Below are 22,926 nucleotides of genomic sequence, written 5' to 3' on the forward strand. Positions count from 1 at the left end.
AGCTGATGGGGTGAACTTTCCACTTTGCTCCTGACATCCGGATGCACCGGCCTTACACAAGGAATACCCATGCAAGATGCCAAACCCGTGCTTATTCGCGAAACCTTCCCCGTCGGTCCGTTGCAGTGCAACTGCACCATCATCGGCGATCCGCTGAGCAAAAAGGCCATAGTGGTCGATCCGGGCGGCAACCCCGATCTGATCATGGCCAAACTGGAGGCCCACGGGCTGAAAGTGGTGAGCATCATTCATACCCACGCGCATCTGGACCACTTCCTTGCCTCCGGGCAGATGAAGGAGAAGACCGGCGCCACCTTGCACCTGCACAAGGAAGACCAGTTTCTCTGGGACAACCTGGAAATGCAGTGCGGCATGTTCGGTGTGCCCTATGTGCCGGTGCCGGCCCCGGACAGGTGGCTGGCCGATGACGAGGAACTGGCCTGCGGCTGCGGCGTGGCACTGCACACGCCGGGGCATACGCCGGGTTCGATGAGTTTCTGGTTTGCCGATGCAAAGTTGCTGATTGCCGGCGACACGCTGTTCCGTGGCGCCATCGGGCGTACCGATCTGTGGGGTGGTGACTTCCCGACTATCCAGCGTTCGATCAAACAAAGGTTGTACACCCTGGACGAGGAGGCCACTGTGGTCACCGGTCACGGCCCGGATACCCGGCTGGGTGACGAGATGCGCAACAATCCCTTTGTCCGGGCTTGAAGTGCTGCATGAATAAAAACAGCCGGAAAGCGGCGGAACCACGGCGCTGCTGTCCGGGTCCAACGCGCCGTCCGCTCAATTAACGAATCCATTTCCCACAGCCAAGGAACTTCCCATGAAGCAAAGCAAAACACTGATCGCCGGCGCTGCCTGCCTGGCGTTGCTCGCCGGTTGCACCACCAACCCCTATACCGGTGAGCAGGAAGCCGGCAAGGCTGGCGTTTATGGTGGTATTGGCGCGGTGACCGGGGCGGTGATCGGGGCGGCAACGTCGAGCAAGAAAGATCGCACCAAGGGTGCGCTGATTGGTGCCGCCGTAGGCGGTGCTGCCGGTGGCGGCTATGGCTACTACGTCGATACCCAGGAGGCCAAGCTGCGCCAGACGCTGGTGGGAACCGGTGTGCAGGTACAGCGCAATGGCGACAATCTCAAACTGATCATGCCCGGCAACATCACCTTTGCCAGCAACTCGTCGGATATTTCCAGCGGCTTCTACCAGACCCTCAACTCGCTGGTGCTGGTGTTCAAGGAATTCGACAAGAATGGCGTGGCTATCGTCGGCTACACCGACAGCACAGGTTCGCAGCAGCTGAACCAGAATCTGTCGAACCAGCGCGCGCAGAGCGTGGCCTCCTATCTGGTGGCCAATGGCGTGCCATCCAGCCGCATTTCTTCATACGGTGCCGGCCCGAGCAATCCGATTGCCAGCAACGACACCGCTGACGGTCGTGCGTTGAACCGCCGGGTGGAAATCAATCTGACGCCACTGCCTGGCGCCCAGTAAGCCTTAAAGCGCAAACCATCAGGCCGCTCTCGCAGCGGCCTGATGCTGTTCACTGCGGGCCTGGTAATCAGGATCGGCCCACCAGTCGCGCGCTGCCACCTGCATTCATGCAATCAGCGCCTGCAAGCTGATTCCAGACGGCAGGTAAATGGCACAAACAAGCTGTAACGGGCACCGGGCCAAAAAAAAGCGCCCCGCAGGGCGCTTCCGGATACTGCCGCGGGATCAGCTGGCCGTGGTCAGCTGCAAGCGCTGGTCGGATTGCGCGCGAACCGTGCGATACAACTCCGCATCATCCTGCAGTTCCTTGGCCGTTGCCGGGAAGATCTGCCGCAGCCGCGCTGTCCAGTCGGCCGAAGCCATCTTCTCGGGGAAGCAGCGGTACAGTACATCGAGCATTGCCGATACCGATACCGAAGCACCCGGAGAAGCGCCCAGCAGCGCCGCAAGACTGCCATCGGAAGAGGCGACGATCTCGGTGCCGAACTCCAGTTTGCCGCCGCTTTTCTGGTCTTTCTTGATGATCTGTACGCGCTGGCCGGCGGTCTCCAGGCGCCAGTCAGCGTCCCTGGCTTCCGGATAGAACTTGCGCAGGGCATCCAGCCGCGAGTCGGTTGACTGCATGACTTCCTTGATCAGGTAGCGGGTCAGATCCATGTTGTCGCGGGCGACTGCCAGCATCGGCATGATGTTGCCCGGGCGAATCGACTTGGGCAGATCCATGTACGAGCCGTGGCGCAGGAACTTGGTCGAGAAACCGGCGTAGGGGCCGAACAGCAGGGCCTTCTGGCCATCCACCATGCGCGTATCCAGATGCGGCACCGACATGGGTGGAGCGCCCACATCTGCCTGGCTGTAGACCTTGGCCTGATGCCGTGCGACCACCTCCGGATTGTCGCAACGCAGCCATTGGCCGCTGACCGGGAAGCCGCCATAGCCTTTGCCTTCGGGAATGTCGGACTTCTGCAGCAAGGGCAGTGCGGCACCACCGGCACCGAGAAACACGAAGCGCGCGGTAACCGAGCGCTGCTTGCCGGTTTCCAGATCCTTGATCTCGACAATCCAGCCCTTCTGGCTGTGTTCCAGGCCGGTGACGCGCTGGCTGTAGTCAATCGTGGTGTCAGGTTTTTGCGCCAGATGGCGCAGTAACTGGCCGGTCAGGGCGCCGAAATTCAGGTCGGTCCCGTTGCTGACACGTGTGCAGGCAACCGGCTCGGCGTCGTCACGTCCGGGAACCAGCAGGGGCGCCCAGCCGGCAATCGTGCTGCGCTCCTCGCTGTATTCCATGTTGCTGAAGCAGTGGTGAGCCTTGAGTGCTTCAAAACGCTTCTTGAGAAAGGCAATGCCGGCACTGCCGCGCACGAAACTCATGTGCGGAACCGGGTTGATGAACACCTTCGGGTCGCCAAAGGTTTCCTGTTCGACCAGATGCCCCCAGAACTGCTTGGATACCTCGAACATGCTGTGGATGCTGACGGCCTTGCCGATCGGCACGGAGCCGTCGTCGGCCTGCGGCGTGTAGTTCAGCTCGCAGAGCCCGGCATGTCCGGTGCCGGCATTGTTCCAGGGGTTGGAACTCTCCGCAGCGCCTCGATCGAGCAGTTCGACCAATTCGATCTTGAGCCCGGGGTCCAGCTCCCGGAGCAATGCCCCGAGAGTTGCGCTCATGATGCCTGCGCCTACCAGTAATACATCGACTGTTTCGTTGTCTTGTGCCATTTGCCCGTCACACTCTTTTGAAGTTGTGTAAAACCGTTATTTCACGCTGTTTGTGGAGACGTGAAATCAGATACTGCTGCAGGCTGGCTGCTACTGGCGATCCGCGGGTGGCGTGGCATCGGCACAGGAGCCTGTCTGCGGTACTCGAGCCAGTGACCTAAGCGTCGGGCTGGCTCGAGTGGAAATCGTTCTGTCAGTCGGAAGGCGATTATAACGGTGAAAAAACTAAATTTCGCCGTGTCAGACGTTAATCTTTCGTCGGATGTGCTACCGGGAGTCTCCATGCTTCCGGCCCTGTCTGTCTCAGCTGTAGGGTCTGGCATCGGCTTGCTGTCAGTCCGTGGCCGTGGATGGTTATACTGACGGGGTATCTATGGCTTTTCTGGAGATTTTTGCATGTGGCAACGCCTGTTTACCGCGCTGATTCTTTTGTCCGGCCTGTCCCTTGCCGGTTGTGGCCTTAGTCCGCAGCAGCTCAATCCCAATCCGGTGTTTAGCGGCGGGATCGTCGCGGTAGGCCAGGGGCAGCCGGTGCAGGTGCGGGTTGTCGATGGCCGCTCTTCGCCCGTGCTCGGCACCCGTGGTGGCATGTATCCGGAGACCAGCACCATCAGTGTCGCCGGCGCAACCATTCTGCCCAAGCTGCAGGCGCAGGTTGAGGCCGCAGTGCGTTTGATGGGCTTTACCCCGACTGCCGGCGCGATGAACGCGCCGCAACTGAGTGTGACCCTCAGCCAGCTGACCTATCAGTCGCCCAAGGATGAGGCCTACGTCACCGAGGCGGATATCGCCACGGTGCTCAGTGTCGATGTACTGAACGGCAACCGTCGTTATAACGGCCGCTATTCAGCCTCGATGAACCAGCGTTCGGGCATGGCACCGAATGAAGAGACGAACAACCAGCTGGTTACCGAAGTGCTCAGTGACGCCCTGAACAAGCTGGTGCGCGATCAGGCCATTGGCAACGCCTTGCTGCCCTGATCCCGGGAGAGTAAAGCCAGAGGCCCGGCAGCTGACTGTCGGGCCTTTGTCGTTCAAGTCGCAGCCGATTCGGGCAAACAGGGGCCGGGTACCGCTCAATACCCGGGCCGGGACGCCGTCATCCAGCCGTGTCTGTAGGTCAGGCGCCAGGCATAGCCACCAAGGATCAGACTGCGCAGCAGCATGAAGCTCAGCAGGGCGATCCACAGGCCGTGATTGCCATAACCCTTGAGGGCGAAGGCCAGCGGGACGCTGAGGGCGACGGCCAGCAGCATGGCGTCACGCATTTCGCGGGCGCGGGTGGCGCCGACGAACAGGCCGTCGAGCAGATAACTCCAGACTGATACCAGCGGCAATAAAGCCAGATAGGGCAGGTAGGCATAGGCTACCGCCCGTACCGTGTCGATGTCGCTTTGCAGGTTGATGAAAGCCTGCCCGCCGAGCCAGAACAGCAGTGCAAAGGCCAGGCTGAACAACAGCGACCAGCCCGTGGCGACCACCAGGGTGCGGCGCAGCGCCAGCTTGTCGCGGGCACCGATGGCATGCCCGCAGAGTGCTTCCACGGCGTTGGCCAGACCATCCAGGGCGTGTGCGGTAAGCAGCAGGCCGTTGAGCAGCAGGGCGTTGGCCGCCAGCGTGGCAACCCCCAGTCGCGTGCCTTGTACGGTGATCAGAAAGAACACCAGCTCCAGCGCCAGGGTGCGGATAAAGATGTCCCGGTTGACCGCCAGCAAGGGTTGCCAGTTAACCCAGCGGCGCAGCGCCGGCCAGTTGATCTGGTCGGGGAAGCGGCGCAGGGCATGGCGTGCGAGGAACAGCCCGAGCAGCGCGCCGCTCCACTCGGCGACTATGGATGCCTGTGCCGCGCCGGCCACCCCCCAGTCGAAACCAAGTACGAACAGCAGGGTCAGCGGTACGTTGAGCAGATTGGTGGTCAACAGGATCGCCATCGGCGCGCGGGCATTCTGTGTGCCCAGCAACCAGCCGACCAGTGCGTAGTTGGCCAGGGCCGCCGGCAGACCGAGCAGGCGGATATGGAAGTAGCTGCGGGTCAGCAGGTCGAGCTCTGCCGACGGATTCATCAGGCGCAGTGCCAGGTCGGTGAAGGTCAGGCTGAGCAGCCCGAGCAACAGCGCCAGGGCGCCGGCCAGCAGCAGCCCTTGCAGGAGAACCTGTCTGAGCAATGCGCCATCACCACTGCCGCAGGCCTGCGCGCTGAAGCCGCTGGCACCCATGCGCAGGAAGCCCATGGCCCACACCAGCAGGGTGTACAGACTGCCGCCCAGGGCTACGGCACCCAGCTGGTGGGCGTGCGGCAGGTGCCCGACCACCGCGCTGTCGACCAGCGTCACCAGCGGGACCGACAGATTGCACAGGATCATTGGCGCCGCCAGCGCCCAGACCCTTTGCTGGGTCGGCCGGTGCCGCCAGGAATCGCCTAGCCATGACATTTGCGTGCTCCTCAGGAACGCCGGACTATTGGGTGCAGTTGCAGTATGCAGGACCCGCCCGGGGCGAGATTTTCCTGTGGCGCCGGTCAGCCCCGGGTCTGGGCCAGCCGCAGGCAGTTGCGACCGTCGTGTTTGGCCTGATACAGGGCGGCATCGACGCGCCGGTACAGGCCATCGCCATTGCGGTCCACTTCGGGGATATAGGCACCGGCGCCGAGGCTGGTGGTGATCACCACGCTCTGGTCTTCGATCCTCAGCTGGGTGGCTGCCAGGGTGGTGCGAAACTGTTCCGCCAGCTGGATGGCCTGATCCAGCGTGGTGCCGGGCATGATCACGCCGAACTCTTCACCGCCCAGCCGTAAAGGCACATCACTGTCACGCCGGAACACCTGGCGCATCAGCTCGGAAAACTGCTGCAGGCACTGATCTCCCGCCACATGACCATAGGCATCATTGATCCGTTTGAAATGATCTATATCGAGCAGCACCAGTGACAACGGGCTGCGCTGGCGCTGGGCGGTGGCAACCATGGTCTGGAAAAGATCGTTGAACTGATAGCGATTACCCAGCTGGGTCAGACTGTCGGTGCGGCTCAGCTCTTCCAGATCGTTGCGCTGGCGCAACAGCAGCAATTCATTGCCCAGGGTGTTGTGGTAGTCGATATGGCTGCGCCGGCAGGCAAGCAGCAAATACACCATGTAGATGGCCAGGCAGATGAAGGCGGGTTGCTGTTCGGCAGTGCCCCGGGCCAGTGCCAGCAGACCCGGCAGATTGAGCAGGAAAAGCACGCCGACGCAGCGCGGCAGGCGCATGGCAAAGGTAAAGGCAAAGGCCGTACTGAAGGCGATGGTGCCGATGATCGCAACCAGATGGGAAATCTGGAAAATCGCCTGATGCAGAACCAGGCCATTGACCAGACCCCAGATCCCGGTAGTGATGATGATCAGTGCCCAATGCTGGTTGATCCAGCGTTGCAGGGCTGGTGGATCGGGATCAGCGGGCAGCTGGTGCAGCCAGCGGCTGATCAGCATGACGGCAAAAAAAATGCTGCCAAGTACCCCGTAGCCGAATATCTGCTGCGGGTCTGACATCGACAGCCAGATCATCAGCCAGGCAACCAGATAGAAACTGCCGCCCATCCGTGTCCGGCGGCTCATGTCGCTGGCTTCACGCCATAGCGCGAAAGTCTCGGGGTCAGCCGGTGGAGAGTTCGCCGTCATAGGTCGGTTTCGCCTGGTGAGCAGCTAAGCATAGCCGCGCATTGCGTGATTGAGCGTATTCATTGCACGGGAAAACTCTGCATGGCCCGGGTAACCGCTTCACGCAGCTTCTCCGGTTGTGCCGCATCGCCGTAGCCGCTTATCTCTGCCGAGTCGCCGGACCAGACCAGTTGCCCGCTGCGCGCGTCGTACATGTCGATCTGTACGCGCAGCACCTGTTGTGTGCTGTTGATGGCTCCACCAACCCCCACGCCATAGCCATCACCATAAGGGCCGTTCCCGTAGAAGCCGCCGACCCGTGGTGGCTCGCGGATTTCCACTTGCCGGGTCAGCACGCTGGCGCTGACCAGCAGATCGGGGCTGGCCTTGCCCTGCACCGGGCGCAGGCCGCTCTGGTCAAGGCTGGCACTGATGCTGTCAATGAACAGCTGGGTGCTGACCCAGCCACTGCCGGCGGGCAACACATCGTTGCGCCAGGCCCAGCTGTGGTAGAGGCCAAAGTCACGTTGTGGCGGTGGATAATTGCTGCGGTCGAAATTATCCGCTGCAGCGGCGGGTGCCGGCGGGTAGGGGATGGATTCCTCTTTATAGGGATTGGGCGTCTGCTGGCAGGCCGCCAACAGCGCACAGAGCATCAGTCCGGGCAATATCTTCATCAGTTACCTCCTTGCGGCCGGCACAGCCAGTGCAGGTAGCGGCCCAGGCCGGCATAGGCCGGGTGACGACGATAGGCCAGCTCCATTTCCAGCAGTTCGGCGAGTTCGGCGCGGGCCTGAAATTCTGACGGCATGTAGTCGTGAAACACCCGTACGCCGCTACGTTTCCCGATCTGCCAGTGTGCACCCATTTGCTGTTCCAGTTGGCGCGGATCAATTGGCCGTTGTGGCGTCAGGCTCTGCTTCTCTCCGGCCAGGGTGTCGCCGCGCAGTTTGCGGAAATGCCCCTTGAGCAGGTTGCGATAGACCAGTGCGTCGCGGTTGTAGAAAGCCAGTGACAGCCAGCCATCGGTTGCCGTGAGCTGATGCAGCAGCGGCAGGATCTGCTGCGGTTCGGCCAGCCATTCGAGCACGGCATGGCAGAGCACCAGATCGTAGGGCTGCTGTATTTGCCCCGCCAGTTCCTGCCACGGGGCCTGGATAAAGGTGGCGTTCTGGCCGGCCAGGGCAAAGCGTTCCCGTGCAGCATCGAGCATCGGCGCGGCCGGTTCGGCGAGGGTCACAGCGTGGCCGCGTTCGGCCAGCCACAGCGCCATATGGCCGAGGCCGGCACCGATATCCAGTATCCGTAGCGGCTTCGCGGGCAGCACTTCAGCCAGATCGGCCTGCAGCACGGCCAGGCGGATGGCCCCCTTGGCGCCGCCATAGATTTTTTCGGCAAAACGGCTGGCCAGTGCATCGAAGTGACGATCCTGCATCAGGCAAAACGCCTCTCGTTGTCGGCCAGTTTGGCGCGCACCGCCTGTTCCATGTCGATGCCCAGTTCGGCGCACAGCAGCAACAGGTAGAGCACGATATCACCGACCTCTTCGCCGGCGTGGCTGAGCGCAGCGGCAGGCAGTTGGCGCGATTGCTCCTCGCTCAGCCACTGGAATATCTCCACCAGCTCGGCCATTTCCACGCTGGCGGCCATGGCCAGGTTTTTCGGGCTGTGAAAGCCGCGCCAGTCATTGTTGTCGCGGATGTGGTGCAACCGCGTGGTGAGTTCGGTGATGTTCATCGGCAGTTTCCATCAGGCATTGGCATAGCTTCCGGTTCGGCCGGTGGAAAGGCAAGGCGCAGCCGCAGATCCGCCTGGAAATCGGTACAGGTTGCCAACGCATCGGCCCGATCTTGCCGTCATCCGTTGATAACGAACTCATCCAGCTGCGGTTCGCGCAGCTTACCCTGCACCCTGCCGGGCGACTTTGCAGGGTTCAGGGCAGACTCGCCAGGCCGTCGGCTTGATCGGCCAGCACGGCGCTATTTCCAGCTTCGGCCCGCAGTAGCGCCGCCTTGCGCTGTAGCCCCCAGCGATAGCCGCTGAGGGCGCCGTTGCCGGCGATGACCCGGTGACAGGGCACCAGCAGGCCCACGGGATTGCGTGCACAGGCACTGGCGACCGCGCGCGGATGGCTGTCCAGTTCGGCGGCCAGCTGCCCGTAGTTGCGTGTTTCCCCCGCCGGAATCCGTTGCAAGGCTTGCCAGACACGTTGCTGGAAGGCCGTGCCCTGCAAATCCAGCGGCAGTTGGGCGGCGCGCGCCGGTTCCTGCAGTTGGGCCAGTACCTGCTGCAGCATTGCGCCGAGTCCGTGCTGATCGACGCGGCGTTGTGCAGCAGGGAAACGCCCGGCCAGTTCGCTTTCCAGCGCTGCCGGGTTATCCGCGAAGAGCAGGGCGCAGATGCCTTTGTCGGTGGTTGCCAGCAGCAGAAAACCCAGCGCACAGGCGCTGATGGCATAACGCAGGTGCAGGCCGGCGCCTTTGCCGGCGCGCAGGGTCGGGCCGGTTTGCGCCTGGGCCAGGCTCCAGGCCCTGGGTGTCATGCCGATGCGGGTCTTGAAGGCGCGGGTCAGGTGCGAGGCGGATACGCCAATGCGCGTGGATAGCTGGGCCAGGGTCAGCGGCTCGGGACTGTCCTGCAGCAGGCGGCAGGCCGCAGCGACCAGTTCGTCGAGCAATGCCGCGGGGCTTTTGCCGTGCGGCGCACAGCGCTGGCAGGGGCGAAAGCCTGCAGATTCGGCGCTGGCGGCATCGGCAAAATAGCTGATATTTTTCGCCAGCGGCCGCCGCGCCGGGCAACTGGGGCGGCAATAGATGCCGGTGCTATGCACGGCAAACACAAAGTTGTCATCTTCTGTGGCATCACGGGCACAGACGGCTTGCCAGCAGCGTTGTGAATCAAGCATGGTGTGCTCCTGCAACAGGTTACATGGATTGTCGGCCACTGCCGGCAAGCTGCCAATGCGTAACTGACTTTCAAACTGGCCGGCGTTGGTGACTATTACTGCCCTGGCCATTACCCTGTAACAATCCGATTCCCACCTGGCGAGGCCCATTCCAGTTCCGATGAAAACCCCGAAGCGCCTTGAGTCACTGCTGGAAGATGGTTTGATTGATGAGGTGGTCCGTCCGCTGATGAGCGGCAAGGAAGCCTCGGTGTATGTGGTGCGCTGTGGCACCGAACTGCGTTGCGCCAAGGTTTACAAAGAGGCCAACCGCCGCAGTTTCCGCCACGCGTCCGAATATCAGGAGGGTCGTACTACCCGCAATACCCGTGATGCCCGCGCCATGGCCAAGGGCAGCAAGCACGGCCGCAAGGAGCAGGAAGAAAGCTGGCAGAATGCCGAAGTCACTGCGCTGTTCCAGCTGGCAGCGGCTGGCGTGCGGGTGCCCAAGCCTTTCGACTTCCAGGACGGTGTGCTGCTGATGGAACTGGTCGGCGATGGCCTCGGCGGTGTGGCGCCACGCCTGAACGATGTCGACCTGGAACCGGCGGATGCCCGTGAATTTCACGCGTTCATGGTCAGTGAAATCGTCAAGATGCTCTGCGCCGGTCTGGTACATGGTGATTTGTCCGAATTCAACGTGCTGCTCGGCCCGGAAGGCCCGGTGATCATCGATCTGCCGCAGGCGGTGAATGCGGTGGCGAACAACCATGCCTTCAGCATGCTGGAACGCGATGTGGGCAACATGGCCGAGTACTTCGGCCAGTTTGCCCCGGAATTGCGCTACACCAAATTCGCCAAGGAAATGTGGGCGCTGTTCGAAGACGGCAAGCTGACCCCGGAAAGCAAGCTGAGCGGCGAGTTCGCCGAGCCGGAAGACAGTGCCGACGTGGATGCCGTGCTGCGCGAGATCAAGGACGCGCTGGCCGAACAGGCACGCCGCGAAGCCATGCTCAACGCCGAAGATGCGCCGAATGACGAGCCGCCGATACCGCCGTGGATGCGCTGATCGCTGAGGTCCGCCAGCGGCTGTCGAGAATGTTCCGCAATGGCCCGCCCGCGCTGCTGGTTGTGGCCGGCCTGGGCGTTGCAGGCGTTTCAGGCGCCGCTGAGCAGTGCCCGGACGGGCAGCAGCGCCTGTGTGTGGGTGTCTGCTTCTGTGCGCCCGGCGATTCGCTGGTGCTGCAACAGGCCAATCGCGTGCTCGGTTACGGCCTGCGCAACTGGGTTGTCGAATCACGCCAGCGTGCGCTGGCCAGCGGCGCCAGCCCGATTCCGCCGGCCATTCGCGAGCAGCTGCAAAGTTACTTCGCTGCGCAGACCCTGGATGCGGTGCGCTATCGGGTCGGCGATGACATTCCGGCCAATCTCAGCCACGGCCTGTTGCAGAATCCGGATGTCAGCGCGGTGACGCTGGTTGATCTGATTGTCTTCCGCAATGCCGGGGATGCGCAGCACAACACTGCGTTGTGGGCGCACGAACTGACCCATGTCGAGCAATACCGCGAACTCGGTATCGACGGCTTCACGCAACTGTATGTGCGTGACTATGTGGCGCTGGAATCGCCGGCCTACCAGATGCAGAGCAGGGTGAGGTATGCGCTGAAAACGGCCGCAGAGCAGGCAACGCTGGCCGGAGACAGGCAGGGCGGTGGCCAAAATCCGTAGGGTGGGTTTCAGCCCGCCCGGACGGTGAATGCTGCCCGCCCTACGGTGTCCGGTCACCAGAGGCTAACTCCTTGAGGATCGGGCAGTCCGGGCGGTCATCGCCATGGCAGCTGGCTGCCAGCCCGGCAAGGGTGTCGCGCAGGCTGGTCATCTCGCTGATCTTGCGGTTGAGTTCTTCGATATGACTGGCGGCCAGTGCTTTCACTTCGGCGCTGGCGCGCTGGCGGTCCTGCCACAGCGCCAGCAGCTTGCCGACTTCTTCCAGCGAGAAACCCAGATCGCGGGCGCGCTTGATAAAGGCCAGACGATCCAGATCTTTCGCGGCGTAATGGCGATAGCCACTTTCCGTGCGGCCAGCAATCGGCAGCAAGCCGATGCTTTCGTAGTAGCGGATCATCTTGGCACTGAGTCCGGTTTTACTGGCAGCCTGGCCGATGTTCATGGTGTGACGCCCCCGGGCGTTGTGGTTGTTACCCCTTTCCCGTCTGCGGGAGGGTGCTCGACGGTGGAGCTTTGCCTGGCCGGCTTCCAGTAGCCGAGCAGCAGCGCATTGCTCACCACGCTGACACTCGACAGCGCCATGGCAGCGCCGGCCAGTACCGGGTTGAGCAGGCCGGCGGCGGCCAGCGGGATGCCCACCAGGTTGTAGACGAAGGCCCAGAACAGATTCTGGCGGATCTTGGCGTAGGTGCGCCGGCTGATCTCCAGCGCGGCCGGTACCAGTTGCGGGTCACCACGCATCAGGCTGATGCCGGCCGCCGCCATCGCCACATCGGTGCCGCCGCCCATGGCAATGCCGACATCGGCGGCGGCCAGTGCCGGAGCATCGTTGATGCCGTCACCGACCATCGCCACCACATGCCCGGCCTGTTTCAGTGCGGCGACGTGGGCGGCCTTGTCCTCCGGCAGCACGTTGGCGTGCACCTGCTGGATACCCAGTTGGCGGGCGACCACGCCGGCACTGCCCGGGTTGTCACCGCTGATAAGATGGCAGGTCACCCCGCGCTGTTGCAGGCTCGCCACCGCAGCGGCAGCGCCGGCTTTGAGTTCGTCGCCAAAGGCCAGCAGGCCGAGGACTTTTGCTTGCGGAGCGAGCTGCAGCAGCCAGGACAAGGTACGGCCCTCGTTCTGCCAGGCAGCGGCCTGCTGCTGCAGTTCGCCGGTGCTGAGCTGTTGCTCTTCCAGCAGGCGCTGATTGCCCAGCGCCAGTTCAAGCTCCCCGACCTGGCCACGGGTGCCACGTCCCGGCAGGCTGTGGCTGGCGTTGACTGCCGGCAGGCGCAGGTTGCGTTCGCTGCAGGTACGCAGCACGGCCTTGGCCAGCGGATGCTCGCTGCCTTGTTGCAGGGCGCCGGCCAGACCCAGCAGGTCTTCTTCACTGGTGCCCGGCACAGCCTGCCAGTGCAGCAGTTGCGGCTTGCCGGAGGTCAGCGTGCCGGTCTTGTCGAAAGCCACGTCGGTGACCTTGTGAACGATTTCCAGCGCCTGCGCATCCTTGATCAGAATGCCGTGTTTTGCCGCCACCCCGGTGCCGGCCATGATCGCCGCCGGTGTGGCCAGACCCAGTGCACAGGGGCAGGCGATCACCAGCACCGATACCGCATTGATCAGTGCCTGTTCCATGCCGCTGCCGGCCAGCAGCCAGCCGGCGAAGGTCAGCGCAGCAATCAGCAGCACCACTGGCACGAACACCGCACTGATGCGGTCGACCAGTTTCTGGATCGGTGCCTTGGCCGCCTGGGCGTCCTCGACCAGACGAATGATCCGTGCCAGCACGCTTTCGGCACCCAGCGCCGTGGTCTTGACCAGCAGCTGGCCGGCGCCGTTGATCGCACCGCCGGTGACCCGGTCGCCGGGCGCCTTGTCCAGCGGCAGGCTCTCGCCGGTGATCAGCGATTCATCGGCCTGACTCTGGCCTTCGACCACCTCGCCATCCGCCGCAAAGCGCTCGCCGGGGCGCACGCGCAACAGGTCGCCAACCTGCAGCCGGGCAATGCTGATCTGCTCGTCGCGCCCATCGACGATACGCACCGCCTGCTCCGGGCGCAGCGCCTGCAGGGCCTGGATCGCAGCACCGGTCTGGCGCTTGGCGCGGCTTTCGAGAAATTTGCCGAGCAGCACCAGGGTGATCACCGTGGCCGAGGACTCGAAATACAGATGGGCCATCTGCCCGTCGCCAGCAGTCCACCACAGGTAAATGCTCAGGCCGTAGGCTGCGCTGGTGCCGATGGCCACCAGCAGGTCCATGTTGCCGGTGCCGGCGCGCAGGGCATTCCAGGCGGCGCGGTAAAAACGTGCGCCGATGACAAACTGCACCGGCGTGGCCAGAGCGAACTGCAGCCAGGCCGGCAGCATCCAGTGCCAGCCCAGCCAGTCGGCGAACATCGGCAGCGCCAGCGGCAGGGTCAGCAACACGGCGGCGAGCAGCAGCCAGTGCTCGCGGGTGTAGTTTGATGGCGCAGCTTTGGTTTCCTGCTCCGGCAGGCTGGCGTGGTAACCGGCGGCTTCCACGGCGGCGATCAGTGCTGCGCTGTCGCTGCCGGCCAGCACTTGCAGGCTGGCTTTCTCGCTGGCCAGGTTGACGCTGACGCTGATCACCCCGGGCTGTTTGAGCAAGGCGCGCTCGACGCGGCCGGCACAGCTGGCGCAGGTCATGCCGCCTATACTCAGCTCCAGGCGTTGGCTGGATACCTGATAGCCGGCTTGCTGGACCGCTTCAATCAGGCTCGGCAGTGTGGCATCCAGGCCTTCGATCCGGGCCATTTCGCTGGCCAGGTTGACCTGTGCCGATTGCACCCCCGGCACTTTGGCAAGTGTGCGCTCGACGCGCCCGGCACAGCTGGCACAGGTCATGCCGCTGATGGGCAGATTGTAGGTTTGCTGGTTACTGGCAGGCATGCGGGCTTGTCCTGGCTATGAACGGCAGATTTCAGGATCAACCTTGACCTTATGGGAAGGTCAAGTCTTTGTCACCTGTTTACCCGAAAAGAGGAAATCGCAGTGGAAAAGCCTACCGAGCAGTTGTTCAGGGTTGAGGGAATGACCTGCCAGCATTGTGTGGCGGCCATCACGCGCGCGCTGCAGGCCCGGGATCAACTGGCCAGAATCGATGTGGATCTACCGGCTGGGCTGGTACGGGTAAACAGTGCGGCAGCGGCAGCCGAGTTGTTGCGGGTGCTGGCAGAAGAGGGCTACCCGGCGACCGTCGTCAAGGCCTGAGCCATTCCCGGCGCAGCCGTCAGCCGGTAACCGGGCGTCAACCGGATGCTTTAGACTATGGCTTTGCGCTAATTCGGCCAGCGGGAGTGTTGCATGCGTTGCTTGAGGTTTGCGTCGGGCTTGTTCTTCGGCCTGCTTGCCGCTGTTTCCGTGAGTCAGGCTGACGAGTCCTCCGCTGCGCAAACCCAGGTGCAGGTGGAAGTGGTCGAACCACAGGATATTCCGATCCTGCTGGAATATCCGGGGCGCACGGCCGGTTATCGCGAGGTGGAAGTGCGCGCGCAGGTCAGCGGGATTCTGCAGGAGCGTACCTACGAGGAGGGCGCACGGGTCGAAAAAGGCCAGGTGATGTTCCGTATCGATTCGCGCCAGTATCAGGCCGCGGTGGCTCGGGCCAAGGCCGCAGTGGCGCAGGAGCAGGCACGCTTGCGGCAGACCGAACGGGATGTCAAACGGGTGCGTACGCTGTCGAAGAAAGGCTTTGCCAGTGAGCGTGAGCTGGACAATTCGATATCTGCCTACGAACAGAGCAAGGCCAATCTGCAGGCCGCCGAAGCGGAGCTGCAATCGCGGCAGATCGACCTCGATTACACCACGGTCAGGGCGCCGATCAGTGGCATGACCAGCCGTGAAGCGCGTTCCGAAGGCAGCCTGGTGATCGCCGGTGATCCGCAGGCCAGCCTGCTCACCCAGCTGACCCAGCTCGATCCGATCTACGTCAACTTTGCCTTGCCGCAGGATTCCGAAGGCGCACGTTTGCGCAAGGATTTTGCCAGTGGCCAGCTGGGCAATGTCGATCAAAGCCAGTTGAGTGTCGAAGTGCTGTTTGATGACGGCACGGTTTACCCGCTCAAGGGCCGCGTCGACTTTACCGACAGCCTGGTCGACCGCGGTACCGGCAGTATCAGTGCGCGGGTGCAAATGCCCAATCCGCAGCAGAAAATGCTGCCCGGGCAATTTGTGCGGATTCGCATCAGTGGTCTGGTGCGCCGGCAGGCGATCAGCGTGCCGGAACGCGCAGTGGCACAGAAGGCTTCCGGTCCGTATGTCTATGTGGTCGATGCGCAGGGCGTTGCCCATCAGCAACCGGTGGTGCTGGGCTCGACCACAGGGGGGCGCTGGCTGATCAAGTCGGGTCTGCAAGCCGGTGACCGGGTGGTGATCGAAGGCGGCCAGAAGCTCGACCCGGATGAGCGGGTGCAGGCAGCCACGGTCAATACCTTGCAGAACAAGCATCTGATCGAAGAGGTGCGCCGGTGATTTCGCGCTTCTTCATTGACCGGCCGATTTTCTCCGCAGTTGTTTCCATTGTTATCGTGCTGGCCGGCCTGGTGGCCATGCGCGAACTGCCGATTTCGCAGTATCCGGCGATCCTGCCGCCGCAGGTAGTCATCAGCGCCAGCTATCCGGGTGCCAGTGCGCAGGTGCTGGCGGAAACCGTTTCGGCGCCGCTGGAGCTGGCCGTCAACGGGGTGGAGGACATGATTTATCTGGTGTCCTACTCCGGTGGCGGCAAGGTCAGCCTGTCAGCGTATTTCCAGATCGGTAGCAACCCGGGGCAGGCGACCATCGATGTCAACAACCGCGTGCAGGCGGCGCTGGCCAGACTGCCCGAGGAAGTGCGCCGGCAAGGCGTGAATGTCGAGAAGAAATCCTCGGACATTCTGCAGGTGGTGACGCTGTATTCCCCGGATGATTCGCAGACCCCGCTGCAGCTGAGCAACTACGCGCTGATCAACGTCATCGATGAACTCAAGCGCCTGCCCGGCGTGGGTGATGCGCGCCAGTTCGGTTCGATGAACTACTCCATGCGTATCTGGCTGCGTCCCGACAAGCTGGCGCAATACCAACTGACCTCCGCCGATGTGGTGGCTGCCCTGCGCGAGCAGAACTCGCAATTTGCTGCCGGCAGCTTCGGCCAGCAACCGCTGCGTGAAGAGCAGGACTTCACCTATATCGTCAGCACCCAGGGTCAGATGACGTCGCCGGCGCAGTTCGAGGATGTGATTCTGCGGACCAATCCGAATGGTTCCAGCCTGCTGCTCAAGGATGTCGCGCGCGTCGAGCTGGGTGCCCAGGATTACGCCATGATCACCACGCTGAATGGCAAGCGCAACGCGTCGTTCGGCATCTATCTGCAGCCGGGCGCGAATGCCCTGAAAACCGCGGCTGGCGTGCGGGAGGCCATGCAGCGCCTGGAACAACGCTTTCCCCAGGGCATGGCCTACAAGATTCCCTACGACACCACGCGCTTTGTTGAAGTGTCGATCGAGGAAGTGCTCAAGACCTTCGCCGAAGCACTGCTGCTGGTCGTGCTGGTGGTGTTCATCTTCCTGCAGAACTGGCGTGCCAGCCTGATCCCGGTGCTGGCAATCCCGGTGTCGCTGGTCGGCACCTTTGCCGGCATGTATGCGCTGGGCTTCTCCATCAACCTGCTGACTTTATTCGGCATGGTGCTGGCCATCGGCATCGTGGTGGACGATGCGATCGTGGTGATCGAAAACGTCGAACGGATCATGGCCACGGAAAAGCACAGCCCGCGCGACGCGGCGATCAAGGCCATGGATGAGGTGACGGGGCCGATCATCGCCATTGTGCTGGTGCTCTGTGCGGTGTTCGTGCCGGTGGCCTTTCTCGGTGGGCTGGCCGGAGAAATGTATCGGCAGTTCGCCATCACCATTGCCATCTCGGTGGTGATTTCCGGGATTGTCGCGCTGACCCTGAGTCCGGCCCTGTGTGCCCTGCTGCTCAAGCCGGGGCACAGCGAGCCGGCGGCACCGTTTCGCTGGTTCAACCGGGGATTCGAGCGCCTGACCCGGGCCTATGGTGCCGGCGTGGCGTTCTTTCTCAAGCGCAGTCTGCTCGGGGTGGTGCTGTTCGGGCTGATGATTGCGCTGACCTTTGGCCTGTTTTCCCGCGTGCCCGGCTCGCTGGTCCCGAGCGAGGATCAGGGCTACGTGCTGGCCAGTTATGTGTTGCCGCCGGCGGCCTCGCTGACACGCACGGCCAAGGTCAGCAGTGCGGTAACCGAAAAGCTGATGGCCCATCCGGCGGTCAAGGACGTGGTCACTTTCGCTGGCTACGACATTCTCAGCTCCGGCACCAACAGTTACTCGGGGGTATCGTTCATCCCGCTGCAGGACTGGAGCGAGCGCCCCGGCGCGGCGCTGGATGCGCGCAATCTGGTGGATGAGTTCAAGGAAATGGCGGCAGACCAGACCGACGGTTCGATCTATCTGTTCAATCCGCCACCAATTACCGGCATGAGTACTACCGGCGGCTTTGAAGGCTTTGTGCAGGACCGGCATGGCGGCAGTACCGAAGAAATGGATGTCAGGATCCACCAGTTGCTCGATGCGTTGAAAAAGCGTCCGGAACTGAACGGTGTGAAAACCACCTTCAACGCCGACGTGCCGCAGTATTACATCGACCTGGACCGCACCCGGGCACGCGCTCTCGGGGTGGCGGTCAATGATGTGTTCACTGCCATGCAGTCGACCTTTGGCAGCTACTACGTCAACGACTTCTCCATGGCCGGGCGTATCTGGCAGGTTTCGCTGCAGTCGGATGCCGAATTTCGCCGCAAACCGGAAGACCTGGCACAGGTTTACGTACGCTCGCGAAGCGGTGAGCTGGTGCCCTTGTCCACACTGGTGAAGGTCAAGCGCATTCTCGGTCCGGATATCTATACCCGCTTCAATGGCTACCCGTCGGCCAAGCTGATTGGTGCCCCGGCCGATGGTTACAGCAGCGGCCAGGCGCTGGCGGCAGTGCAGGAGGTGGCCGACGCAGTGCTGGGCAACGATTACTCGATCGGCTGGACCGGTTCGGCCTATCAGGAGATTGCCAGTCAGGGCTCGGGCAGCATGGCTTTTGTATTCGGCCTGATCATGGTCTTTCTGATTCTGGCGGCGCAATACGAGCGCTGGTCGCTGCCACTGGTGGTGGTAACGGCGGTGCCATTTGCGGTGTTCGGCGCGGTGCTCGCGGTGTGGCTGCGCGGCCTGGAAAACGACCTGTATTTTCAGGTCGGGCTGATTACCCTGATTGGTCTGTCGGCGAAGAACGCGATCCTCATCGTCGAATTTGCCGTGCTCTGCCGCGAGCGCGGCATGAATCGCCTGGATGCTGCCCTGCATGCGGCCAGGTTGCGCTTCCGGCCGATCATCATGACCTCGCTGGCCTTCATTCTTGGCTGTGTGCCGCTGGCCATCAGCAGCGGAGCCGGCTCGGCCAGCCGGCATTCGATCGGTACCGGGGTGATTGGCGGCATGCTGGCGGCGACCTTGCTGGCGACCTTCCTGATCCCGATGTTCTTCCTGCTGGTGGAGAAATTCACCAGTCGCGCTGACAAGGGATAGTGCTGTTCGCCACCAGCCTGCGAAAAGCTGTGTGTAACCAGGTCGCAAGGCGGGCGGGCCGCAGGGTGGGCTTCAGCCCACCAATACAATGCTGCCGATATGCGCCGGGCTGAGGCCCGGCCTACTCGGACTCTACCGCCTGGGCCACGCCGTCATGCAACGGCAAGCCGTAGCTTTGCAGCGCATGTGCAGGTGAAATCTGCGCACCCTGAATGCTGCCCAGTTGCAGCCACGACAGCTTGGGTTCGAGGATCAGTTTGACCAGTGATTCGGCTTCCTTGCTGGCCAGTGATGCATCGCAGAGCAGCAGGCTGCTGACGGCCAGGGTGCTGACAGCTTGCTTCTGTTCGGGATAGCTGCCGCTGGCAATGTTGAAGGCCAGGGTGCCGGGGCGGCTTTGCAGCAACTGTTCTACCGCCTTGGCCTCGAGGGGTAGCAGGCGCAGATGCATGTCTTGAGCAGCGGCGCGGATAGCATCGGCGGGCAGGCCGATGACCTGGATCAGGCCGTCGAGCCTGTCATCACGCAGTGCGGTCAGCGCTGCCTGCAGGTTCAGGCTGGTGATTTCGGAAAAATCTTCCGGCTGCAGGCCATGTGCTGCCAGCACGGCCAGTGCGGTGTCACGCGAGGCCGAACCCGGCAAACCAAGGTTGATGCGCTTGCCGCGCAAGTCGCTGATGCGCTGGGCGCCTTCGGCCTTGACCAGCACCTGCACCGGCTCCGGGTACAGGTTGGCCAGCACGCGCAAGCTGCCGTAGGCGCCCTTGCCGGCAAACGGGCCGATACCGTTGAACGCTTGCCAGGCCACATCACTCTGCGACAGTGCCAGTGTAGCGGTGCCTTCGCGGAGCATCTGCAGGTTGACCGTGCCGCCGTCGGTAAGCAGTGGCCGGATAATGATCTTGCGCTGCTTCGCCAGTTTTGCCAGGGCTTTGGCAAAGCGGCTGTACTGCCCGCTTTCCGGGCCGCCAGCGAGGGCAAAGCCGTTATGGCTGCGGGCGATGCGGCCTTCGATACTGCTCAGCGAACGGGTCATTTCTTCGGCAATGATCTTGCGGTCTTCCGGCCCGCTGCCCTCCGGAGACAGGTTCAGCGCGGTGGAGATGGCACTGATCAGCTGCTCGCGACTGCTGTCTTCTTCGCTCACCGGGCCATCGGTCGGCGGCTGGCTGAAGCCGTGCGGGGCGTGCAGCTGCCAGCCCTGGGGGCTGTCCTGGTAGATCATGCTGCCATGCACCTGCAACTGGTCACCGGCGTGGTTGCCACCACTCTCGATGCCGCTCAGTCCGCGCGGCCCGGCGCCAAGCAGGCTGACCAGACTGGCAACCCCGGGAACGTCCCAGCTGGAGAAGTCCCGATCCTTGTTCAGCTTCAGGGTCGCGTCAAAGTACAGCACGCGCCGTTCAGCGCCATCCTTGGCCGGTGCGGCAGGGGCAGAGCCCTGCCGGCGAAATTCGGTAATGCTGACGCTGTCCGGGCCGAGCGTCTGCTCCAGGCGCTGGTTCAGATCGTTGCGCAGGGCCTCGGCGTCAGGGCCCTGGCTGCAGGCGGCCAGCAACAGGAACAGGCCCAGCAGAATGATGCGTGGCATGTTCAACCCCCCACCCAGGACAGTGAAATGTAGCCGGTGAGAATCACCGCGTTGATAATGTCGATCAGGAAGGCGCCGACCAGTGGCACCACGATAAAGGCTTGCGGTGCCGGTCCGTAGCGCTGGGTGATGGCCTGCATGTTGGCGATTGCAGTGGCGGTCGCGCCCATGGCAAAGCCGCAGAAGGCGGCAGACATGACCGCGGCCTCGTAGTCGCGACCCACTGCGCGGAAGGTCAGCAGCGCGCCGAATAGCATGACCAGTGCGACCTGGAACAGCAGGATCACCAGTAACGGACCGGCCATGCTGGCCACGCTGACCAGGCTCAACGCCATCATGGTGATGGCCAGAAACAGCGACAGGCTGACTGACGAAATGAAGTCGATTGCCTTCAGGTTGAGTTGCAGCCCCAGCGGGCGGCCCAGATTGCGGATCAATACGCCGAGCAGCATGCACCAGAGGAAACTGGGCACGGTAACGCCGCTGTCGGCGAACAGGCTTGCCAGGGCCTGGCCACCGAGTACCGCGGCCAGGGTGGCGCACAGTACCGGCAGGAAACTGTAGGTAGCGATCGGGTTATGGGTGATGTCGTGTGCATCGCTGGGCACATCGGGGATTATTTCACCGCCGGACAATTTATGCCGCTTGATCAGCCATTGCGCCAGCGGGCCGCCGACCAGACCGCCGAGTACCAGCCCCATGGTGGCGGAGGTCATCGACAGCTCAAGGATCGACTGGATGTTGTGCTGTTCGGCGAAGGTCTGCGCGTAGGCGGCGCCGGTGCCGTGGCCGCCGATCAGGGTAATGCTGCCACCGACCAGCCCCATCAGCGGGTGCATGTCGAGGCCCAGCGCTGCCAGCAGGCCGAGGGCATTCTGCAGAAACAGAAAGGGGATCAGCACCAGTACGAACATCACCAGCCGCTTGCCGCCCTGGCCGAGCAGGCTGAGGTCGGCGGAGAGGCCGACAGCGGCAAAGAACGACAGCATCAGAATCGGCTTGAGCGTGTTGTCAAAGCTGATGCTGAAGTCACTCAGCTGTTCGGCTATGGCGAGCAGGACTGCTACCAGCAGGCCGCCGCTGATCGGCTCGGGAATGTTGTAGCGCGCCAGGGGGGCAATCACGCGGTTGAGCAGGTGGCCTAGTAATAGCACCAGAGCTGCGGCCAGCAGGGTTTCCACCGGTTGTAGAGTCACGCCAGGCTCCTTGCATGAAAAGCGGTGATGCTCACGCACAAGCCTGCGTGTCCATCCGGAAGGCTAAGCATAGTTGTACTGGCCAGTTTGTGACGAGTGATTTTAGCTGGTGCCGGCCAGCGCCTCGAGAAAGCTTTCCAGCACCAGATTGGGACGCCGTCCGCGGCGGGTTACCGCCGCCAGGCTGAGGTCGTAGAAACGCTCGGCGGGTTTCAGCGCGCGCAGGCGGCCCTCTTTCAACCAGGCCTCGGCGTAGTGATCAGGCAGATAGCCGATGAAGCGCCCGGTGAGAATCAGGAAGGCCATGCCTTCACGGTCCGAGGCGCTGGCGGTGCAGCGCAGCGCCTGGTAGTGCTGCTGGATTTCAGCGGGCAGGCGGAAGCTCGGAGCAATGGCATCCTGCTGATTCAGGCGCTCGTCTTCAAGCTTCGCGTCATCGACATAAAACAGCGGATGGCCGACCGCGCAGTAGAGCAGCGAGCGCTCGCTGTACAGTTGCTGGTAATCCAGCCCGGATAGCCCGCCAGCCTGCGGCACCACGCCGATATGCAGGCTGCCGCCGAGCACGCCTTGCTCGACCTCGTCCGGCGGGTTCATGCGGATATTGATGCGCACTTCGGGGCCCTGCTCCTTGAGGTGCGACAGGGCATGGGTGATGCGCATGTGCGGCAGGGTCACCAGATTGTCAGTCAGGCCGATGTTCAGCTCGCCACGCAGGTTGCGGTGCAGACCGTTGACCTCGGTGCGAAAGGTTTCCATCGCGCCGAGCAGTTGCTGGGCAGACTGATAGACCTCGCGGCCTTCGTCGGTCAGGGCAAAACCGGCCCGGCCGCGCTGGCACAGCCGCAGGCCCAGGCGTTGCTCCAGATCGCTCATGTGCAGGCTGATTGCCGAGCGGCCAATACCCAGGCTGGTTTCGGCCGCGGAAAAGCCGCCACATTCGACCACGCTGCGAAAGATGCGCAGCAGGCGGATATCAAAGTCACTGACCTGGGCCAGCGGGTCTGGGCGGCGGCTGCTCATTGTTTGGAAAACTCTAAACTAAAGATTGAAAAAGCATGATTTTACTGACTTTAAACCTCTGGCAACTTGCATGGCA

General features: G+C 62.7%; 19 protein-coding genes and 1 pseudogene. 8 read left to right on the forward strand and 12 right to left on the reverse strand.

Going from position 1 to position 22,926, the window contains the following annotated elements; all coding sequences use genetic code 11:
• The first annotated feature begins 69 nt into the window (after nucleotides 1-69).
• Together BLT89_RS02540 and BLT89_RS02545 are read left to right on the forward strand one after the other, a co-directional pair.
• Nucleotides 70-714, forward strand: a complete 645-nt coding sequence (locus tag BLT89_RS02540) for an MBL fold metallo-hydrolase (RefSeq protein ID WP_090192943.1) — start codon at nucleotides 70-72, stop codon at nucleotides 712-714.
• Between the two features lie 115 nt (nucleotides 715-829).
• On the forward strand, nucleotides 830-1,498 hold the full coding sequence (locus tag BLT89_RS02545) for an OmpA family protein (RefSeq protein WP_090192944.1): 669 nt from the start codon (nucleotides 830-832) through the stop codon (nucleotides 1,496-1,498).
• 225 nt (nucleotides 1,499-1,723) lie between these two features.
• Here the strand turns inward: BLT89_RS02545 and mqo are convergent.
• A pseudogene (gene mqo, locus BLT89_RS02550) lies at nucleotides 1,724-3,229 on the reverse strand (malate dehydrogenase (quinone)); the annotation flags it as partial.
• 384 nt (nucleotides 3,230-3,613) lie between these two features.
• On the opposite strand from mqo, the gene BLT89_RS02555 reads away from it, so the two are divergent.
• Nucleotides 3,614-4,198, forward strand: coding sequence for a YajG family lipoprotein (locus tag BLT89_RS02555; protein ID WP_090192946.1), 585 nt, complete (start codon nucleotides 3,614-3,616; stop codon nucleotides 4,196-4,198).
• Between the two features lie 95 nt (nucleotides 4,199-4,293).
• Here BLT89_RS02555 and BLT89_RS02560 read toward each other — a convergent pair whose 3' ends face one another.
• From BLT89_RS02560 to BLT89_RS02585, 6 genes are all read right to left on the reverse strand, one after another.
• Nucleotides 4,294-5,649: an MATE family efflux transporter gene (locus tag BLT89_RS02560; RefSeq protein ID WP_090192947.1), complete on the reverse strand. Its 1,356-nt coding sequence runs from the start codon at nucleotides 5,647-5,649 to the stop codon at nucleotides 4,294-4,296.
• 86 nt (nucleotides 5,650-5,735) lie between these two features.
• Nucleotides 5,736-6,869 carry a GGDEF domain-containing protein gene (locus BLT89_RS02565; RefSeq protein WP_090192948.1) on the reverse strand — a complete coding sequence of 378 codons (1,134 nt, stop codon included), beginning with the start codon at nucleotides 6,867-6,869 and terminating at the stop codon, nucleotides 5,736-5,738.
• A gap of 59 nt (nucleotides 6,870-6,928) precedes the next feature.
• A complete protein-coding gene (locus BLT89_RS02570) occupies nucleotides 6,929-7,525 on the reverse strand; it encodes a DUF4136 domain-containing protein (protein ID WP_090192949.1) in 597 nt (198 codons plus the stop codon).
• Nucleotides 7,525-8,283, reverse strand: coding sequence for a methyltransferase (locus BLT89_RS02575; protein WP_090192950.1), 759 nt, complete (start codon nucleotides 8,281-8,283; stop codon nucleotides 7,525-7,527). The genes BLT89_RS02570 and BLT89_RS02575 overlap by 1 nt, the downstream gene beginning before the upstream one ends.
• Nucleotides 8,283-8,585, reverse strand: coding sequence for a nucleotide pyrophosphohydrolase (locus tag BLT89_RS02580; protein ID WP_090192951.1), 303 nt, complete (start codon nucleotides 8,583-8,585; stop codon nucleotides 8,283-8,285). The genes BLT89_RS02575 and BLT89_RS02580 overlap by 1 nt, the downstream gene beginning before the upstream one ends.
• 196 nt (nucleotides 8,586-8,781) lie before the next feature.
• Complete coding sequence (locus BLT89_RS02585) at nucleotides 8,782-9,753, reverse strand: methylated-DNA--[protein]-cysteine S-methyltransferase (RefSeq protein ID WP_090198625.1); 972 nt, start codon at nucleotides 9,751-9,753, stop codon at nucleotides 8,782-8,784.
• A 160-nt stretch (nucleotides 9,754-9,913) separates the two neighbouring features.
• Between BLT89_RS02585 and BLT89_RS02590 the strand changes: the two genes are divergently transcribed.
• Nucleotides 9,914-10,801, forward strand: coding sequence for a PA4780 family RIO1-like protein kinase (locus BLT89_RS02590; protein ID WP_090192952.1), 888 nt, complete (start codon nucleotides 9,914-9,916; stop codon nucleotides 10,799-10,801).
• The gene (locus BLT89_RS02595) at nucleotides 10,789-11,460 is read left to right on the forward strand and encodes an eCIS core domain-containing protein (RefSeq protein ID WP_090192953.1); all 672 of its coding nucleotides are present in this window, start codon (nucleotides 10,789-10,791) and stop codon (nucleotides 11,458-11,460) included. Before BLT89_RS02590 ends, BLT89_RS02595 begins: the two co-directional genes overlap by 13 nt.
• A gap of 40 nt (nucleotides 11,461-11,500) precedes the next feature.
• Here the strand turns inward: BLT89_RS02595 and cueR are convergent, their stop codons facing one another.
• Complete coding sequence (cueR, locus tag BLT89_RS02600; protein WP_090192954.1) at nucleotides 11,501-11,902, reverse strand: Cu(I)-responsive transcriptional regulator; 402 nt, start codon at nucleotides 11,900-11,902, stop codon at nucleotides 11,501-11,503.
• Nucleotides 11,899-14,358, reverse strand: a complete 2,460-nt coding sequence (locus BLT89_RS02605) for a heavy metal translocating P-type ATPase (RefSeq protein ID WP_090192955.1) — start codon at nucleotides 14,356-14,358, stop codon at nucleotides 11,899-11,901. Before BLT89_RS02605 ends, cueR begins: the two co-directional genes overlap by 4 nt.
• A gap of 102 nt (nucleotides 14,359-14,460) precedes the next feature.
• Between BLT89_RS02605 and BLT89_RS02610 the strand changes: the two genes are divergently transcribed.
• From BLT89_RS02610 to BLT89_RS02620, 3 genes are all read left to right on the forward strand, one after another.
• A complete protein-coding gene (locus BLT89_RS02610; protein WP_269457170.1) occupies nucleotides 14,461-14,679 on the forward strand; it encodes a heavy-metal-associated domain-containing protein in 219 nt (72 codons plus the stop codon).
• 93 nt (nucleotides 14,680-14,772) lie between these two features.
• The gene (locus tag BLT89_RS02615) at nucleotides 14,773-15,939 is read left to right on the forward strand and encodes an efflux RND transporter periplasmic adaptor subunit (protein ID WP_090192957.1); all 1,167 of its coding nucleotides are present in this window, start codon (nucleotides 14,773-14,775) and stop codon (nucleotides 15,937-15,939) included.
• The gene (locus BLT89_RS02620) at nucleotides 15,936-19,040 is read left to right on the forward strand and encodes an efflux RND transporter permease subunit (RefSeq protein WP_090192958.1); all 3,105 of its coding nucleotides are present in this window, start codon (nucleotides 15,936-15,938) and stop codon (nucleotides 19,038-19,040) included. Before BLT89_RS02615 ends, BLT89_RS02620 begins: the two co-directional genes overlap by 4 nt.
• A 121-nt stretch (nucleotides 19,041-19,161) precedes the next feature.
• On the opposite strand, the gene BLT89_RS02625 is transcribed toward BLT89_RS02620, so the two are convergent.
• The 3 genes from BLT89_RS02625 to BLT89_RS02635 form a co-directional block, all read right to left on the reverse strand.
• Complete coding sequence (locus BLT89_RS02625; RefSeq protein ID WP_090192959.1) at nucleotides 19,162-20,631, reverse strand: TAXI family TRAP transporter solute-binding subunit; 1,470 nt, start codon at nucleotides 20,629-20,631, stop codon at nucleotides 19,162-19,164.
• A 2-nt stretch (nucleotides 20,632-20,633) separates the two neighbouring features.
• Entirely contained in the window at nucleotides 20,634-21,827 is a 1,194-nt protein-coding gene (gene gltS, locus BLT89_RS02630) for a sodium/glutamate symporter (RefSeq protein ID WP_090192960.1), read from the reverse strand.
• Nucleotides 21,828-21,929: 102 nt separating this feature from the next.
• Nucleotides 21,930-22,850: a LysR family transcriptional regulator gene (locus BLT89_RS02635; protein ID WP_090192961.1), complete on the reverse strand. Its 921-nt coding sequence runs from the start codon at nucleotides 22,848-22,850 to the stop codon at nucleotides 21,930-21,932.
• Nucleotides 22,851-22,926: the final 76 nt, after the last annotated feature.

This window comes from Pseudomonas pohangensis (assembly GCF_900105995.1).
GTDB classification, from domain to species: Bacteria; Pseudomonadota; Gammaproteobacteria; order Pseudomonadales; family Pseudomonadaceae; genus Aquipseudomonas; species Aquipseudomonas pohangensis.